Origin of the sequence: Sphingomonas aurea, from assembly GCF_030678875.1 — a bacterium.
Classification (GTDB): domain Bacteria; phylum Pseudomonadota; class Alphaproteobacteria; order Sphingomonadales; family Sphingomonadaceae; genus Sphingomonas; species Sphingomonas aurea.
The window spans coordinates 187,432-202,320 of sequence record NZ_JAUUDS010000002.1; the positions used below are offsets into that span (position 1 = coordinate 187,432).

The 14,889-nt window shown below is 69.0% G+C and carries 15 protein-coding genes; 10 read left to right on the forward strand and 5 right to left on the reverse strand.

What is annotated here, in order from left to right:
* Positions 1 to 44: 44 nt before the first annotated feature.
* Positions 45 to 1,172: a zinc-binding dehydrogenase gene (locus tag Q5H91_RS06965; RefSeq protein WP_305172578.1), complete on the reverse strand. Its 1,128-nt coding sequence runs from the start codon at positions 1,170 to 1,172 to the stop codon at positions 45 to 47.
* Positions 1,173 to 1,296: 124 nt separating this feature from the next.
* Here Q5H91_RS06965 and Q5H91_RS06970 point away from each other — a divergent pair, with 124 nt between their 5' ends.
* Positions 1,297 to 2,526 carry a multidrug effflux MFS transporter gene (locus Q5H91_RS06970; RefSeq protein WP_305172579.1) on the forward strand — a complete coding sequence of 410 codons (1,230 nt, stop codon included), beginning with the start codon at positions 1,297 to 1,299 and terminating at the stop codon, positions 2,524 to 2,526.
* Here the strand turns inward: Q5H91_RS06970 and Q5H91_RS06975 are convergent.
* Complete coding sequence (locus Q5H91_RS06975; protein ID WP_305172580.1) at positions 2,497 to 3,138, reverse strand: DsbA family protein; 642 nt, start codon at positions 3,136 to 3,138, stop codon at positions 2,497 to 2,499. The genes Q5H91_RS06970 and Q5H91_RS06975 overlap by 30 nt on opposite strands.
* A 60-nt stretch (positions 3,139 to 3,198) precedes the next feature.
* Between Q5H91_RS06975 and Q5H91_RS06980 the strand changes: the two genes are divergently transcribed.
* Positions 3,199 to 3,639 carry a hypothetical protein gene (locus Q5H91_RS06980; RefSeq protein ID WP_305172581.1) on the forward strand — a complete coding sequence of 147 codons (441 nt, stop codon included), beginning with the start codon at positions 3,199 to 3,201 and terminating at the stop codon, positions 3,637 to 3,639.
* Between the two features lie 50 nt (positions 3,640 to 3,689).
* On the opposite strand, the gene Q5H91_RS06985 is transcribed toward Q5H91_RS06980, so the two are convergent.
* Together Q5H91_RS06985 and purD are read right to left on the reverse strand one after the other, a co-directional pair.
* Positions 3,690 to 4,364 (reverse strand): helix-hairpin-helix domain-containing protein, encoded by a 675-nt coding sequence (locus Q5H91_RS06985; protein WP_305172582.1) that lies wholly within the window; start codon positions 4,362 to 4,364, stop codon positions 3,690 to 3,692.
* A gap of 26 nt (positions 4,365 to 4,390) precedes the next feature.
* On the reverse strand, positions 4,391 to 5,662 hold the full coding sequence (gene purD, locus Q5H91_RS06990) for a phosphoribosylamine--glycine ligase (RefSeq protein WP_305172583.1): 1,272 nt from the start codon (positions 5,660 to 5,662) through the stop codon (positions 4,391 to 4,393).
* Between purD and xseA the strand changes: the two genes are divergently transcribed.
* The 6 genes from xseA (at position 5,661) to Q5H91_RS07020 (ending at position 10,668) form a co-directional block, all read left to right on the forward strand.
* On the forward strand, positions 5,661 to 7,031 hold the full coding sequence (gene xseA / locus Q5H91_RS06995) for an exodeoxyribonuclease VII large subunit (protein ID WP_305172584.1): 1,371 nt from the start codon (positions 5,661 to 5,663) through the stop codon (positions 7,029 to 7,031). The two genes, purD and xseA, sit on opposite strands and share 2 nt — an antisense overlap.
* A 22-nt stretch (positions 7,032 to 7,053) precedes the next feature.
* Entirely contained in the window at positions 7,054 to 7,254 is a 201-nt protein-coding gene (locus Q5H91_RS07000; RefSeq protein WP_305172585.1) for a DUF2093 domain-containing protein, read from the forward strand.
* Positions 7,251 to 8,123 (forward strand): M23 family metallopeptidase, encoded by an 873-nt coding sequence (locus Q5H91_RS07005; protein ID WP_305172586.1) that lies wholly within the window; start codon positions 7,251 to 7,253, stop codon positions 8,121 to 8,123. Before Q5H91_RS07000 ends, Q5H91_RS07005 begins: the two co-directional genes overlap by 4 nt.
* Positions 8,120 to 8,755 carry a TIGR02466 family protein gene (locus Q5H91_RS07010; protein ID WP_305172587.1) on the forward strand — a complete coding sequence of 212 codons (636 nt, stop codon included), beginning with the start codon at positions 8,120 to 8,122 and terminating at the stop codon, positions 8,753 to 8,755. Before Q5H91_RS07005 ends, Q5H91_RS07010 begins: the two co-directional genes overlap by 4 nt.
* Positions 8,755 to 9,333 carry a hypothetical protein gene (locus Q5H91_RS07015; protein WP_305172588.1) on the forward strand — a complete coding sequence of 193 codons (579 nt, stop codon included), beginning with the start codon at positions 8,755 to 8,757 and terminating at the stop codon, positions 9,331 to 9,333. Before Q5H91_RS07010 ends, Q5H91_RS07015 begins: the two co-directional genes overlap by 1 nt.
* 75 nt (positions 9,334 to 9,408) lie before the next feature.
* A complete protein-coding gene (locus Q5H91_RS07020; RefSeq protein WP_305172589.1) occupies positions 9,409 to 10,668 on the forward strand; it encodes an aspartyl/asparaginyl beta-hydroxylase domain-containing protein in 1,260 nt (419 codons plus the stop codon).
* A 6-nt stretch (positions 10,669 to 10,674) separates the two neighbouring features.
* On the opposite strand, the gene Q5H91_RS07025 is transcribed toward Q5H91_RS07020, so the two are convergent.
* Complete coding sequence (locus tag Q5H91_RS07025; RefSeq protein ID WP_305172590.1) at positions 10,675 to 11,157, reverse strand: hypothetical protein; 483 nt, start codon at positions 11,155 to 11,157, stop codon at positions 10,675 to 10,677.
* Positions 11,158 to 11,467: 310 nt separating this feature from the next.
* Between Q5H91_RS07025 and Q5H91_RS07030 the strand changes: the two genes are divergently transcribed.
* Positions 11,468 to 14,494 (forward strand): TonB-dependent receptor domain-containing protein, encoded by a 3,027-nt coding sequence (locus tag Q5H91_RS07030; RefSeq protein WP_305172591.1) that lies wholly within the window; start codon positions 11,468 to 11,470, stop codon positions 14,492 to 14,494.
* A gap of 37 nt (positions 14,495 to 14,531) precedes the next feature.
* Entirely contained in the window at positions 14,532 to 14,861 is a 330-nt protein-coding gene (locus Q5H91_RS07035; RefSeq protein WP_305172592.1) for a hypothetical protein, read from the forward strand.
* The last annotated feature ends 28 nt before the right edge of the window (positions 14,862 to 14,889 follow it).

A 14,889-nucleotide genomic window follows, 5' to 3' on the forward strand; every position in this document is an offset into this window, starting at 1 on the left:
CCGTCATTCCCGCGAAAGCGGGATTACGGACATGAGGAGCGGCCCTACCGTGTCGGGTCGATCAGATACTTCTCCCCCGTCGCCTTCCTCTCATACGCCCGCAGCACATCGGGGTTCAGCGCCTCGGCCAGCCCGATCGTCGCGGTGTAACGGCTGGCGAAGGTGGTCGTCAGTTCGGCCACCACGCGCGCGCGCATCGCCTTCACCGTCTCGCGCGGGGCGCGCTGCAGGAACGGGGTCAGCAGGAAGCCGCTGACGCTCCACTGGAACCCGAACGCCAGCCGGTTGATCGTCGTCGGCGACAGGTCGAGCGCGCCATAGATATAGAGCTGCTTGAAGGTGTCCGAGCCGTAGCGGCTGTACGCCGCCGCCGATCGGCTGGCGGCCTGCTCCATCGCCTGCACGATGTCGCTGCCGAGCGTTCCGCCACCGATCGCGTCGAACGCGATGGTCGCCCCCGTTGCCGCGATCGCCTCGACCAGTGCTTTCCGGAAATCGGGCGCGCTGCTGTCGAGCACATGGGTCGCGCCGATATCGGTCAGGATCTTCGCCTGCGCCGCAGATCGGACGATGTTCACCAGCGGCACGCCATCGGCCAGGCAGATGCGCTGGAGCATCTGCCCCAGGTTCGACGCGGCGGCGGTGTGGACGATCGCCTTGTGCCCCTCCATCCGCATCGTCTCGACAAAGGCGAGCGCGGTCAACGGGTTGACGAACATCGCCGCCCCGTCCGCGACGCTCGCCCCGTCGGGCAGCGGCACCACGTCGCGCAAGGGCAGCTTGCGGAGCTGCGCGTACATGCCGCCGCCCATCATCCCGACCTTGCGCCCGATCAGGTCGCGGCCGTTCTCGCCGGCGTCGATCACCGTGCCCGCACCCTCGTTGCCGACCGGCAGCGACTGGCCGACCCGTGCGCGCAGCGACCCCATCCGCCCCTGCGGCACCGCGAAGGTCGCGACCGGCCGCACCGCATCGCCGGACACCGCCATCGTCGAGACGTCGGCCGGACCGAGCAGCAGCCCCAGGTCGGAGGGATTGATCGGCGCCGCCTCGACCCGCACGATCACCTCGTCCGGTCCCGGTGCGCCCAGCGTCACCTCCTCCAGGCTCAACGTCAGCGTGCCGTCCTCGCCCACCGTGGAGCGCAGCTCCAGACCCGTCGCGTCAGCCATCCTCACCTCCATCGTGTCCAGCCCGGCATGGCAATCCGCAACCCGGCCGTCAAATCCTCCCCTGAAAGGCGAGGATTTCAGGCGAAAGGTTCTTTTCCGTCGCAACTTTCGTTACCGGGCGATGATGACCGCCACCCCCACCCCGCACCCTGGCGTCGGCCGGCGCGAGTTCGTCGCCTTCATCGCCGCGATCATGGCGGTGAACGCGCTGGGCGTCGACCTGATGCTCCCCGCTCTGCCGGCGATCGGGCACGAGCTGGCCATCGCGTCCGACAATGCGCGCCAGTGGATCGTCACCGCCTATGTCTTCGGCTTCGGCATCGGCCAGCTGATCTATGGCCCCCTCGCCGATCGCTACGGGCGCAAGCCCGTGCTGCTCGTCACCCTGGCGGGCTTCGTCGCGGCCAGCATATTCGCGGCGAGTTCGGCGACCTTCGCCGCGCTGCTCGGCGCGCGCGTGCTCCAGGGGGTGATGTCGGCATCGACCCGCGTACTGGCGGTGGCGATGGTGCGCGACAGCTATGCCGGACGGCAGATGGCGCGGGTCATGTCGCTGGCGCAGATGATCTTCTTCATCGTGCCGATCCTCGCGCCCAGCATCGGCCAGCTGCTGCTGGCGATCGGGCCGTGGCGCTTCATCTTCTACGCATTGGGCGGCTTTGCGGCGGTGGTACTCGCCTGGTCGCTGGTCCGCCTGCCGGAAACGCTGCCGGCGGCGCGGCGTGCGCCGATCTCGCTTCGGTCGCTGCGCCAGTCCTACCGGCTGACCCTGACCAACCGCTACTCGGTCGGCTATGCCTTTGCCGCGTCGCTGACCTTTGGCGGGATCATCGCCTTCGTCTCGTCGGCGCAGCAGATCTTCGTCGACGAGTTCGGCGCGGGCGAGCGGTTCACCCTGCTGTTCGCCGCCTGCGCCTTCTCGATGGGTTGTGCCTCTTATCTCAACAGCCGGCTGGTCGAGCGGCTGGGCACGCGCCTGATCTCGCAGACCGGGCTGTTCGCGCTGATCGGGCTATCGGTCGTCCATCTCGGCGTGATCGGCGCGGGTGTGGAAAACCTGTGGAGCTACATGGTCTTCCAGGCACTCAGCATGACCTGCATCGGCCTGTGCGGCTCCAACTTCGGTGCGATGGCGATGGAGCCGGTCGGCCATGTCGCTGGCGTCGCCTCGTCGGTGCAGGGCTTCATCACCTCGACCGTCGCGGTGCTGGTCGGCTCGGCGATCGGCCAGGCCTATGACGGCAGCACCTGGCCGCTGGCGATCGGCTATCTCGCGATCGGTGTCAGTGCGCTCGCGATCGTGCTGCTGGTCGAGGGCGGGCGGCTATTTCAGGCGCGCATGCCGGCGCGCTGAGGCAAAGGCACGCGCGAAGCCCGCCTCGTCCAGCGCGCCCACCACCAGCACTCCGCCGATCAGCCAGGCCGGCGTTCCCGGCAGCCCCAGCGCCGCCGCCGCCCGCGCATTCGCGGCGAGGCGCGCGTCGATCGCCGCGCTGTTCCTTGCGATTACTGCCCGCACCCGCGCCGGATCGTCGCCCACCCGCGCCACCAGATCGAACAGCACGTCCGGCGTCAGCGGCCGGCGCTCGCGCATCAGCAGCCGGTGCAGCGCCCCGTAACGCGCCGGCTCGACCGCCAGTGCCACCCGCGCCGCTGCGACCGAAGCGTCACCGAAGATCGGCCAGTCGCGGTACGCCACGGTAACCCGCCCGTCAGCCGCGACCGCCGCCTCCAGCGCCGGTGCCGAGGCGCGGCAGGCCGGGCAGCGATAGTCGGTGAACACCACCATGGTCAGGTCGGCATCGCGCGCCACCTCCCGCGGCTCGCCCGTGTCGGCCAGCACCGCCCGGGCCGCCACGTCGCCGGACACGTCGCGCCCGACCGGCATCGCCCACCGCACCACCTGCCCCACGCCCCAGCCCGCGACGACGAGCAGCAGCATCAGCCCGAGCACGCGACCCGTCACGCGATGTCATCCATGACCGATGTTCGCACGTAACTGCATGGCAGGAGGCACTTTATTCCGATGACCAACCCCGATGCCGTCGCCCGGGACATGGAGCGCATCTTCGGCCGCGCGGCCGCGCCGCGGCTCGCCACCGCCCGTCGCGGCAGCGCGCCGGCCTGGGTCGCCGCTGCCGCCGCGCTGGTCGCGACGGGCGTGCTGGTCGGCACGCCGGCACCCCGCACGGCACCACCGCCGCCGCCCGCGCCGAGAGTGATCGTCCCGCCCCCGCTCCCCGCGCTGGTGACCGCCGTATCGCAACCAAAGCCGCCGCAACCGACGCCAGCGCCACCGCCACCCGTTGGTCGCCGCAAGCCAGCGCCGCCGCCGCGCATCGGCGCGCAGGAAGCCCCGCACCTTACCGGAGAGGCCCTCCGCCGCGCCCTTGCAGAAGACGTCGTCATCACCCGCCGCCTGAACGAGGAAGCGCTCGCCCGCCAATCCGCCGACACTGCGCGGTGAACACCTGCTCCCCTTCCCTGGACGAGGGAGGGGAGAGGACCGGCCAAGACTCAGAGCCGCCCGAACACCGCCTCGAACCCGGCTCGGTCGCCCGCCGCCAGGAAGCGCGACTGCTCGATCCAGCGATCGCGCGCGATGCGTCCGGCGAACGGCCCCAACTGCGCGTCGAGCACTGCCGCCTCGTCGTCGCTCAACGCCGCGAGCTGCCCCACCGTGGTGATGCCCAGTCCCGCCAACCGATCGGCCAGCTTGGGGCCGAGCCCCTTCAGCTGCGTCACCGGCCCGTCGGCCGGCCCCTCCGCCGAATGGCCCGATTCCGCGACGGGCGCCGCCGACACCGGCGCGACGGCGGCGGTGGCGACCGGAATATCCGCCGCGACCGAGGCCGGCGTCGCCTCCATCGGCGCGGCGGCAGCGATCGGCTCGTCGGCCAGCGGCGGCTCCGCGACGACTGGCTGCGGCTCCGGCTCCGGCTCGACCGCAGCGGGAGCGGCCGGTTCGGGCTCCGGCTCGACGGCGGGCGACGCGACGCCCGCCTCCTCGGCGCGTGCCTCGACCTGCTGCTCGGCCCGGGCGCGGATCCGCTTGCGGCGGATGCCGGCGACGATGATAGCCACCGCAGCGATCGCAACGATCGCCATCAGCACGAAATGGACCGCGGTGATCGCGCCGATGCCGTCGGGCAGCAGGCTGGAACCGGGGGCGGGGGCGGTGGTGTCGTTCATACGCCCACCCTAACGCGCGAGCGGGATCATTGCACCTGTTCGCGCGCGATCTCGCGCCAGCCTATGTCGCGCCGGCAGAAACCGTCGGGGAAGTCGAGCGCGTCGACCCCGCGATATGCCGCCGCCTGCGCCGCCGCTACGGTCGCGGCCGTGGCGGTCACCGCCAATACCCGCCCGCCGCTCGCCACCAAGCCATCACCGTCCGCGCGCGTGCCCGCCTGGAACACGGTCGTCCCCGCCGCCTCGGCTGCATCGACCCCGGCGATCCGCCCGCCCGCCGCCGGCGTTCCCGGATAGCCCCGCGCCGCCACCACCACGGTCAGCGCCGGGTCGGGCGAGAAGGCCGGCGCCGCCTCGCCCGCCAGCCGTCCCTCGGCCACCGCCAGCATCAGCTGCGCCAGGTCGCCCCGGTATCGCATCATCAGCACCTGCGCCTCGGGGTCGCCGAAGCGGGCGTTATACTCGATCAGCTTCGGCCCCTGCGCAGTCAGCATCAGCCCGGCATAGAGCACGCCGACGAACGGCATCCCCTCCTCGCGCAGCGCCGCCACGGTCGGCCGCACGATCGTGTCGATCGCTTGGCGCTCCAATTCCGGGGTCAGCACCCGCGCCGGACTGTACGCACCCATGCCGCCGGTGTTGGGACCGGTATCGCCGTCGCCCACCCGCTTGTGGTCCTGCGCCGATCCGAACGGCACCAGATGGACGCCGTCGGTCAGGACGAACAGGCTCGCCTCCTCGCCGTCCATATATTCCTCGATCACCGCCGAGGCGCCGGGGACCGCGAACAGGTCGTCGACCGCCGTCAGCGCCTCCTCGCGGGTCATCGCCACGGTCACGCCCTTGCCCGCTGCGAGGCCATCCGCCTTGACGACGACCGGCAGCCCGAATGTTCCAGCCAACGCCGCCGCCGCCGTGTCGCGGTCGGTGACGCGCAGATAGCCCGCGGTCGGGATGCCGGCGCGCGCACACAGATCCTTGGTGAAGCCCTTCGACCCCTCCAGCTGCGCCGCCGCCGCCGAGGGGCCGAACACCGCCACCCCCGCCATCCGCAGCGAATCGCCCAACCCGTCGACCAGCGGCGCCTCCGGCCCGATCACCACCAGCCGCACGTTGCGCTCCGCACAGAAGGCCGCGACGCCCGCGTGATCCGTCGCGTCCAGCGCCACCACCGTCGCATGCTGCGCGATGCCGGGGTTGCCGGGCGCGGCGAAGAGCGTATCGAGGGTCGGCGACTGCGCCAGCTTCCACGCCAAGGCGTGCTCGCGGCCTCCGGAGCCGATCAACAGGACGTTCATGCCAGACCCCTTTTCAGAAACCTCGCGGCTGGTAGCGGAGGAGGTCCCCGGCGACAACGCGCTCGCGCTGTCGGTCGGCGAACTGTCGTCGCGACTGAAGCGGATGGTGGAGGGCGAGTTCGGCCATGTCCGCCTGCGCGGCGAGATTTCGGGCTACAAGCGTGCCACTTCCGGCCATGTCTACCTCTGCCTGAAGGACGATGCCGCAATCATCGACGGGGTCATGTGGAAGGGCGCCGCCGCCGCCCTCCCCTTCCAGCCGCAGGACGGGGTGGAGGTGGTCGCGACCGGTCGCCTGACCACCTATCCCGGCCGCTCCAAATACCAGATCGTCATCGAGCGGATGGAGCTGGCCGGCGCCGGCGCGCTGATGGCGCTGTTCGAGAAATTGAAGGCCAAGCTCGCCGGCGAAGGGCTGTTCGATCCGCAGCGCAAGCGCCCGCTACCCTATCTGCCCCGCGTCATCGGCGTCGTCACCTCGCCGACCGGCGCGGTGATCCGCGACATCCTGCACCGACTGGAGGATCGCTGCCCGACCCACGTCCTGGTCTGGCCGGTCAAGGTCCAGGGCCAGGGCGCCGCCGAGGAGGTCGCCGCCGCCGTCCGCGGCTTCGACGCGATTCAGCCGGGCGGCCCCGTTCCCCGCCCCGATCTCGTCATCGTCGCGCGCGGCGGCGGCTCGATCGAGGATCTCTGGGCCTTCAACGAGGAAGTGGTGGTCCGCGCGGTCGCCGCCTGCTCGATCCCGATCGTCTCCGCGGTCGGGCACGAAACCGATACGACGCTGTGCGACCATGCCGCCGACCGCCGTGCCCCCACGCCCACCGCCGCCGCCGAGATCGCGGTGCCGGTCCTCGCCGAACTGCGCCACACCGTCGCCAGCCACGCCGCCCGCACCGCGCGCTGCGCAAACCGCTACGTCGAGCGCGGGCGCGAGCGGCTGGACGCGTTCGCCCGCCTGCTGCCCAAGCGCGACGCGCTGCTCGGCCCGCAGCGCCAACGCGCCGACGATGCCGGCCAGCGGCTCGACCGCGCGCTGTCCGCCCGCGTCACCACCGCGCGCGGAACACTCGCCCATGCCGCCGGGGCGCTCCGCCCGGCGGTGCTGTCGCGCCAGCTGGAGGCGGCGCGCGGCCGGCTCGACGCCACCTGGCGCCTCACCGTCTCGCTCAATCCCGACCGGGTGCTGGAACGCGGCTATGCCCGCGTTACCGCCCGGGTGGGGGGCGAAACCCTCGCCACCGTCGACGAGGCGCGTGCCGCCGGCGCGGTGACGCTCCACTTCCGCGACGGCGCGATCGACGCAAAGGTTGAGCGGCCGTCGCCCAGGACCTATGTCGCCAGGACCGAGCAGCCGACGCTCCTGTGACCCGTAACCGGAATCCGATGCCATGCTGATGTCCAACACCGATCGCCCCGCGCGCCTCCACTATATGGCGAACGGCTTCCGCGTGCTGGCGCCGGGCGACCATGTCGTGTGCGCCGCCTCCAACGCGCGCATCCCGCTCGACGAGCTGCGCTACTGGGACGTGGTCGGCCAGCGCCCCTACGCCACCGCCCAGCTCGCCAGCGAGGCGCTGGCGCCGCGATGAGGGCCGCGCTGGCCGGCGCGCTGCTGCTTGCGGGCTGCGTCGCCCCGCCGGCGCGCGAGCCCGCGCTTCCGGCAGCACCTGCCCCTGCGCCCATCGCGCAGCCACCCGCCGCCCCCGTCGTCCGGATCGAAGGTCCCGCCATCCAAGGCGGCCTGCTCCACGGTCAGGTCACCCCCGGCGCCACCCTGACCCTCGACGGCCGCCCGGTGCCGGTCGCCCCTGACGGCGCCTTCGTCATCGGCTTCGACCGCGACGCGCCGCCCGCCGCCGTCCTTGTCGCCACCCGCCCCGGCACGACGCTGCGCCAGGAAACCCGCCTGCCGGTCGCCCCGCGCGACTGGAAGATCGAGCGTGTCGACGCCCCCTACCGCGCCGGCCGCACGTCGGAGGAGTTCGCCGCGCTGCGCCCCGGCGAGCTGGCGCAGATCGTTGCCGCGCGCGCGATGCGGACCGACGCCACCGGCTGGCGCCAGCGCTTCGTCTGGCCCGCGCGCGGGCGCCAGTCCGGCTGGTTCGGCTCGCAGCGCGTCTATCAAGGCCAGCCCGGCAGCTATCACTCTGGCGCCGACGTCGCCGTGCCCACCGGCACCCCCGTGATCGCCCCCGCCGACGGCGTCGTCATCCTCGCCGCCGAGCGTCCGTTCACCCTCGAGGGCAACCTCCTGATGATCGATCACGGCATGGGCGTATCGACCGCGCTCCTCCATCTGTCGCGCATCGACGTCCGCGTCGGCGACCATGTCCGTCAGGGCCAGCCCGTCGCCCTGTCCGGCGCCACCGGCCGTGTGACGGGGCCGCATCTTCACTGGGGCCTGCAGTGGAGCGGCGCCAAGCTCGACCCGCTGCTGGTGGTGGGGGTGGGGCCTTGACCAGTGCTCGCCTCGCCACCCTGTTCCCGACCCCGGTCTATACGATCGGCGTCCCGAACGCGGCCGACCTGAACGCGCAACTCGCCGGCGCGATCGAGGCTCAACGCCGCCGCGCGCAGGGGGTCAGCAAGTCGAACGTCGGCGGCTGGCAATCGACCGCCGACATGATCGAGTGGGGAGGGATCGGCGCGCGAACCCTTGCCGACGCGTGCATCGCTGCGGCGGCCCGCGTGACGGCGGACCCACGCGGCAACCCCGCCGCGGTGCGGTGGCAGCCTGAAATGTGGGCCAACATCAATCGCAAGGGCGATTCCAACCAGAGCCACTGGCATCCGGGGTCCTACCTCTCCTTCGTCTATTATGTGGACGATGGATACAGGGGATCGGGCGATCGATCGCTTGGCGGCGAACTGGTCTTCATCGATCCGCGTATGCCGTTCCTGCGGATGCGGACGCCCGATCTGCGGCACCGGACGCCGACCGGCACCATCGAGGAACAGGAAACCTGGATTCGTCCGTTCAGCGGCCTGCTGATCGCCTTTCCCTCCTTCCTGCCCCATTCCGTCAGGCCCTATGACGGCGATGGCACGCGTCTGTCGATCGCCATCAACCTGGTCGCACGGCCGGCATGATGGGCGACCCGCAACCGATCCATGTCGAGCCGCTCTTCGCCACACCGCTGGTGATAGACTGGCCGGCGGAGTTGGCCGCCCGCCTTCCCAGCCTTGCCATGGCGATCGGCCGGCGTGGATCATCGCTCGCCTCGTCCGTCGACGTCCCGCCTCTCGTCACCTATGTCCGATCGCTGGCGTCGCGGATGACCGAGGATGTCGCGCGTGCCGGCCGCTCGATCGACTGGCGGATTTCGGTCACCTCCCGCACGGCCGAGGATCGCCACGCCGTGCCGATCGACCCGATCTACGACGCCTTCTGGCAGGCGCTGTACATCGTCGAGGACGGGGGAGCCGACGGGCGGATGATCCTGGCCGATCCGCGCCTGCCATCGCCGATGATGGAGATGCCCGATCTTCGCCTGCGCATGCAGCGCGGTCGCGACGTCAGCCTCTATGCCCCGGATATCGCGATCCCGGTTACGGCTGGAACGCTGCTGATGATGCCCGGCTGGATGCAGGGCCGCTGGCATCCGCCATCGGGGCCGGGCCAACGCTCGCTACTGACGATGGCGATCGTGGCACCGCTGGTCGGCTGAACACCGGCAGCAGCCATCATCGGCCGAGCGGCCCTCTTGCGCTCTACCGGCGAAGCAGTCGATACATCCTCGGGCATGACCTTTCCCACCGACATGACCGCCGAGCTGGAAGCCCTGTTCGATCAGGCGCAAACGGCCAGCCGCAACGGCCGCACTGCCGAAAGCACGGCGTTCTACCAGCAGATCCTGACACGCGCTCCAGAGCATCCGCGCGCGTTGAACGCGCTCGGCAACCAGGCGCTGTCCGCCCGCAATCTGACGGCCGCACGCGGCTATTTCGAGCGGGCCGTCGCACGCGACCCCGGCGCATCGCCGATCTGGCTGAACCTGTCCGGCGTGCTGCGCATGCTGGGCGACGACGCGGCAGAGCTTGCCGCGCTCGATCGTGCGCTGGTCGCCGATCCCTATTTTGTCGTGGCGCTCCTGCACAAGGCGCAGTGGCACGAGCGCCATGATCGCGCCGACGATGCGATCGCCGCCTATCGCTCGCTCCTCGATGCCGCACCGTCCCTCGAGACGCTGCAACCCGCCCTTCGACAGGCGCTGGAACACGGCAAGGCGCTGGTCGACGCCCGCGACGCCAGGATCGAACAGGCGATCCGCGCGGAGCTGGCCGACACCCCGATGACCTCGCCGCGTTTCGATCACGCACTGGAAGTGCTTGGCGGCCGGAGGCGCATCTACCTGCCGAAACCCGCCGGGCTTCACTTCCCCTACCTGCCCGCGCCCCAATATTTTGACCGGGCGCTGTTCCCATGGTTCGAGACGCTGGAAGCGGGCACCCAGGTCATCCGCGACGAACTACTCGCGCTGGGGCGGGCGGGCGACAGCAATACCCCCTATGTCCGCATCGCGCCCGGCACCCCGGTGAACCAGTGGCAGGCCCTGAACAACTCGCTGGACTGGGGCGCGATCTTCCTGATGAGGGATGGTGCGGAGGTTGCGGAGAATGCGACCCGCTGTCCCGGCACCATGGACATCCTGCGCCGGCTGCCCCTGCTCGATATCCCGGCGCGCGGACCGACGGTGATGTTCTCGACGCTGCGCCCTCATACGCGCATCCCACCCCATCACGGGGTCACCAACATCCGCGCGGTGGTGCACCTCCCGCTGATCGTGCCCGATCATTGCGGCTTCCGCGTCGGATCGGACACCAGATCCTGGCAGGAAGGCACAGCCTGGGCCTTCGACGACACGATCGAGCACGAGGCGTGGAACGACAGCGACCACACCCGCGTCATTCTCATCATCGACGCCTGGAACCCTTATCTCGACGACGAGGAGCGCGATCTGTTGCGCCGTGCCAACAAGGTGCTGGGTAAATTCGTCGGCTGACTCCGGCTATTGCGTGCGGACGACCCGGACCGTCCCCGACGGCAGTTTCAGGAAATAACTGCCCATCGCCGCAGTCTTGACGATGACTGGCTGACCCGCCTTGGGAAAGATCTCGACATCGTCGGTCTGCCGCCAGTGCATTCCGTTATCGAGCGTGAACTCCCACTTCTTGTACCCAACATTCCGGAGCGAAACCAGCTTGGCTTCGATCTGCTTGGGCGTGTCGCGATCGTCGCTGCCCAGGATCGGCAGTCGGACTGTGCCGAAGCCGAACAGCGCCTTCTTCGACTGGCGGATCTGCGCTTCGTCCGCCACCACGACCTTGCCGGCCTGCTCGGCGTCCGCGAGCACGGCGACCTTGTCGTCATAACATGCCAACCGGGCCTGCGGATCGGCCACGCCGCGGCACTCGACCAGCGCACGCAACACCGGCGCCTGCCCGCCAGGCCGATCGGCGGCCATGCCGGCGCTCGGCATCAGGGCCGGCACGATGACTAGTATCAGGTATTTCATCGATGGCCATCCTTGCGAAGGATGCTCGCTACACCTTCGGGAATGCGGCTTCAACCTGCCCGCCAGTGTTGCACCTTTGCGACACAAAGCTCCCAATAATAGCAAGAATGATCGGGACAGCTTTACAGAAGTTGCGCCGCTCATCACACCGTTGCCCCATCACACCGGGGTACGTTCGCATACGCCCGGATGATTGGGAGGCACAGACATCGCGTAAGCGGGCTGTCGCGTCTCGTTCGAGATGCCTCGAAATAAAGGGGACTTTTAAGTGATTGATCGCCGTCCATTGAATAGCGCGCTCCGGTGCAGCGCTGCCACGCTGGCCATCGGCCTGGCCACCCTCAGCGCACCCGTCTTCGCGCAAGCGGCTCCGCCGGCCGCTGCTATTCCCGCCGCGCAGGAAGATGCCGGCAACTCCGCCAACGACGGAGAGATCGTCGTTACCGGTTCGCGCATCGCGCGTCCTGATCTCGAGGCTACGAGCCCGATCGCGATCGTCTCGTCGCAGGACATTGCCGTCAAGGCGGCGTCCGCCAACATCGAGAACGTGCTGAACGACCTGCCGCAGGTCACCGCGACCACGTCGTCGACCTCGAACAACCCGGGCGGCGGCGTCGCCACGGTCAACCTGCGCGGCCTCGGCTCGCAGCGCACCCTCGTGCTGGTCGATGGCCGGCGCTACATGTCCTACGACGTTAGCCAGGTGGTCGACCTCAACACCGTTCCGTCGTCGCTCATCAGCCGCGTCGACGTCGTGACCGGCGGCCAGTCGGCCGTCTACGGTTCGGACGCGATCGCCGGCGTCGTCAACTTCGTCCTGAAGCGCGACTTCTCGGGCGTCGAGATGGGCAGCAGCTACCGCGTCACCGAGCGCGGCGACGCCCAGATCTGGGACGTCAACGGCACGATCGGCGCCAACTTCGACGACAATCGCGGCAACGTGACCGTGTTCGTCGACTATCTGAAGCGCAAGCCGACCTTCGCCGGTCAGCGTGACTTCTCGCGCAACGCGCTCAGCGACAACCAGGACGGCTCGGCGCCTTTCGCTGCCGGTGGTTCGGGCTCGGTTCCGCAGGGCCGTATCCTGGTTCAGAACCAGACCGCGCAGGTCGGTGGCAGCACCACGTCCGTGATCCTCAATCCGGGCCTGAACGCCCGCCTGAACAATGGCTGCGCGGCATCGAACACGATCTATCAGGTGTTCACCCCTGCTGGCGCATCGACCTGCTACACGGCGGCCGACGGCTACAACTTCAACCCGGTCAACTACCTCCAGGTCCCGCAGGAGCGTTTCCTGATCTCGACCATGGGCGAGTATGAGATCAACGAGCACTTCCGGCCGTATTTCGAGGCGCAGTTCGCCAACAACCGCGTCAATACGCAGCTCGCCGCTACCCCGATCAGCAACGGCACGCCGTTTGGTGCGGGCACGACAGGCCCGATCACGATCCAGACGGCATCGCCGTTCCTGTCGAGCGCGCTGCGCACTGCGCTGACCGCCTATGACCAGAACGAGGTTACCTGCACCGGCACCGCGCCGAACCAGGTCTGTGCCCCGGCCGCGACCCGCGGCGATGGCTATGTCCGTGCGAACTTCAACTACCGCACGACTCAGCTGGGCGGCCGCGTCAACCAGGACGAGCGTAACGCGTTCCGTGTCGTCACCGGCATGAAGGGGGATATCGGCGCGGGCTTCAGCTACGACGGCTACTACATGTACGCCCGCACGAAGAATTCGCAGCGGCAGGACGGCAACGTCGCGATCGATCGGTTCCTGGCGGGTGTCCAGACCTCGTTCGACGCTGCAGGCAACCTGCAATGCTCCAGTGCCACGGCGCGGGCGGCGGGTTGCGTTCCGATCAACATCTTCGGCCTCAACAACCTGAGCCAGGCGGCGATCGACTATATCGGTATCGGCGCCACCAACCTCGAAGAGTACACGACCCAGGTCGCCAGCTTCGTCGTCACCAACCCCAGCCTGGTCGATTTCGGCGCCGGCGGCGTCGGTATCGCCGTGGGTACCGAGTGGCGCAACGAGGCCGGCTCGGTGACGCCGGACGAGTATCTCTCCTCGGGCAACGTTGCCGGTTTCAACCCCGGCCAGCCGACCTCGGGTAGCTACTCGGTTCGTGACTTCTTCGGCGAAATCCGCGTCCCGCTGCTCAGCAACACGATCGTCCACCGCCTCGAGCTGAACGGCGCGGCCCGCGCGTCGCACTATTCGAACGCCCCGGGCAACGTGTTCACCTGGTCGGCCGGCGCCCAGCTCGCGCCGATCCGCGATCTGACCTTCCGTGGTCAGTATCAGAAGGCCATTCGTGGCCCGAGCGTCAACGAGCTGTTCCTGGGCAACACCGTCAGCTTCAACGGCAATGCCGACCAGTGCGGCACCGCCACTGCGCTGACCAACACGCAGCTGAACGCGATCTGCCGCGCTCAGTTCACCGCCGCCGGCGCACCGGTGTCGCTGATCGGCAATGCCGGCATTCAGGGTACGGACGTCAATCCGCTGACCTTCACCGGCGGCAATCGTAACCTGCGCGAAGAAGAGGCACGGACCTACACCCTGGGCGGCGTGTTCCAGCCGTCGTTCCTGCCGCGCTTCTCGGTCACCGTCGATTATTATAACATCAAGATCGACGGCTATATCGGGTCGGTTCCGACCGACACGATCGGGTCGCTCTGCTTCGGCAAGTTCAACGACACCTACTGCTCGCTCATCACGCGCAACTCGTCGGGCCAGATCGACAGTTTCGCGTCGACACTGCAGAACACCGGTGGTCTCAAGACCTCGGGCATCGACGTCACGGCGGGCTACACCCAGCCGCTCGGCGCCCTGCTCGGCACGGACAATGCGCGTCTGGGCTTCAGCTTCTCGGGCTCGCGCCTGCTGAACCTGAAGCTGACCCCGGTCGTCGGTGAGGACACGGTCATCACCTGCACCGGTCGCTTCGGCGCGCAGTGCGGCGTTCCGACGCCGAAGTGGAAGCACACGCTGCGTACCACCCTGGGTCTCGGCGATGCCGCCTTCTCGCTGCAGTGGCGCTACATCGGCTCTGCGCGCGACGATGACGACACGACCACCTATGGTTCGGAGCGGATCAAGGCGTACAACTACTTCGACCTGACCACCACGATCGATGCGACCGAGAACTTCCAGTTCAACATCGGTGTCAGCAACCTGTTCGACAAGACGCCGCCGCTGTCGGCTTCGACTCAGCAGGGCGGCAATGGTGAGCAGTCGAACACCTTCCCGACGCTGTACGACGTGCTTGGCCGTTCGTTCTTCGTCAGCGGCCGCCTGCGCTTCTGATCGTTTGAGCGAAGACTAAAAGAAGCGGCGGTGCCCGGTGGGCGCCGCCGCTTTCTTTTTGCCGTCAAGCTGCGGTGGGGAAAGCGCGCCGCTCGCGGTTCGGACCGCCAACGGCTTCATCAACGCGATTGATGGCACGCTGCAAAATCTCGATAGCATCCGCACCCCCAGGGTCGACCTGACCGCCGACTACCGCTCGCCAGAGAGGGGGATCGGCAGCTTCGGCGTCTCGCTGAACGCCATGCGACTGCTGAAATACGTGCTGTCGGCGTCGAACGGCTTCGTCGTGATCGATCGCAAGAACACCGAGTGCGGCAGCCCCGACCAGGCATTCCCCAAGTACAATGGGAACGCGGCGCTCGACTGACAGTCGAGATCGCTGGGCGCGTCGTTTA

What these genes read in the sequence shown, in the direction of transcription:
- Q5H91_RS07015 (WP_305172588.1), top strand. Translation starts at nt 8,755, where the DNA reads ATGGGCGACCCGCAACCGATCCATGTCGAGCCGCTCTTCGCCACACCG.
- Q5H91_RS07005 (WP_305172586.1), top strand. Translation starts at nt 7,251, where the DNA reads ATGAGGGCCGCGCTGGCCGGCGCGCTGCTGCTTGCGGGCTGCGTCGCC.
- Q5H91_RS06980 (WP_305172581.1), top strand. Translation starts at nt 3,199, where the DNA reads ATGACCAACCCCGATGCCGTCGCCCGGGACATGGAGCGCATCTTCGGC.
- Q5H91_RS06970 (WP_305172579.1), top strand. Translation starts at nt 1,297, where the DNA reads ATGACCGCCACCCCCACCCCGCACCCTGGCGTCGGCCGGCGCGAGTTC.
- Q5H91_RS07000 (WP_305172585.1), top strand. Translation starts at nt 7,054, where the DNA reads ATGCTGATGTCCAACACCGATCGCCCCGCGCGCCTCCACTATATGGCG.
- purD (WP_305172583.1), bottom strand. Translation starts at nt 5,662, where the DNA reads ATGAACGTCCTGTTGATCGGCTCCGGAGGCCGCGAGCACGCCTTGGCG.
- xseA (WP_305172584.1), top strand. Translation starts at nt 5,661, where the DNA reads ATGCCAGACCCCTTTTCAGAAACCTCGCGGCTGGTAGCGGAGGAGGTC.
- Q5H91_RS06985 (WP_305172582.1), bottom strand. Translation starts at nt 4,364, where the DNA reads ATGAACGACACCACCGCCCCCGCCCCCGGTTCCAGCCTGCTGCCCGAC.
- Q5H91_RS07020 (WP_305172589.1), top strand. Translation starts at nt 9,409, where the DNA reads ATGACCTTTCCCACCGACATGACCGCCGAGCTGGAAGCCCTGTTCGAT.
- Q5H91_RS06965 (WP_305172578.1), bottom strand. Translation starts at nt 1,172, where the DNA reads ATGGCTGACGCGACGGGTCTGGAGCTGCGCTCCACGGTGGGCGAGGAC.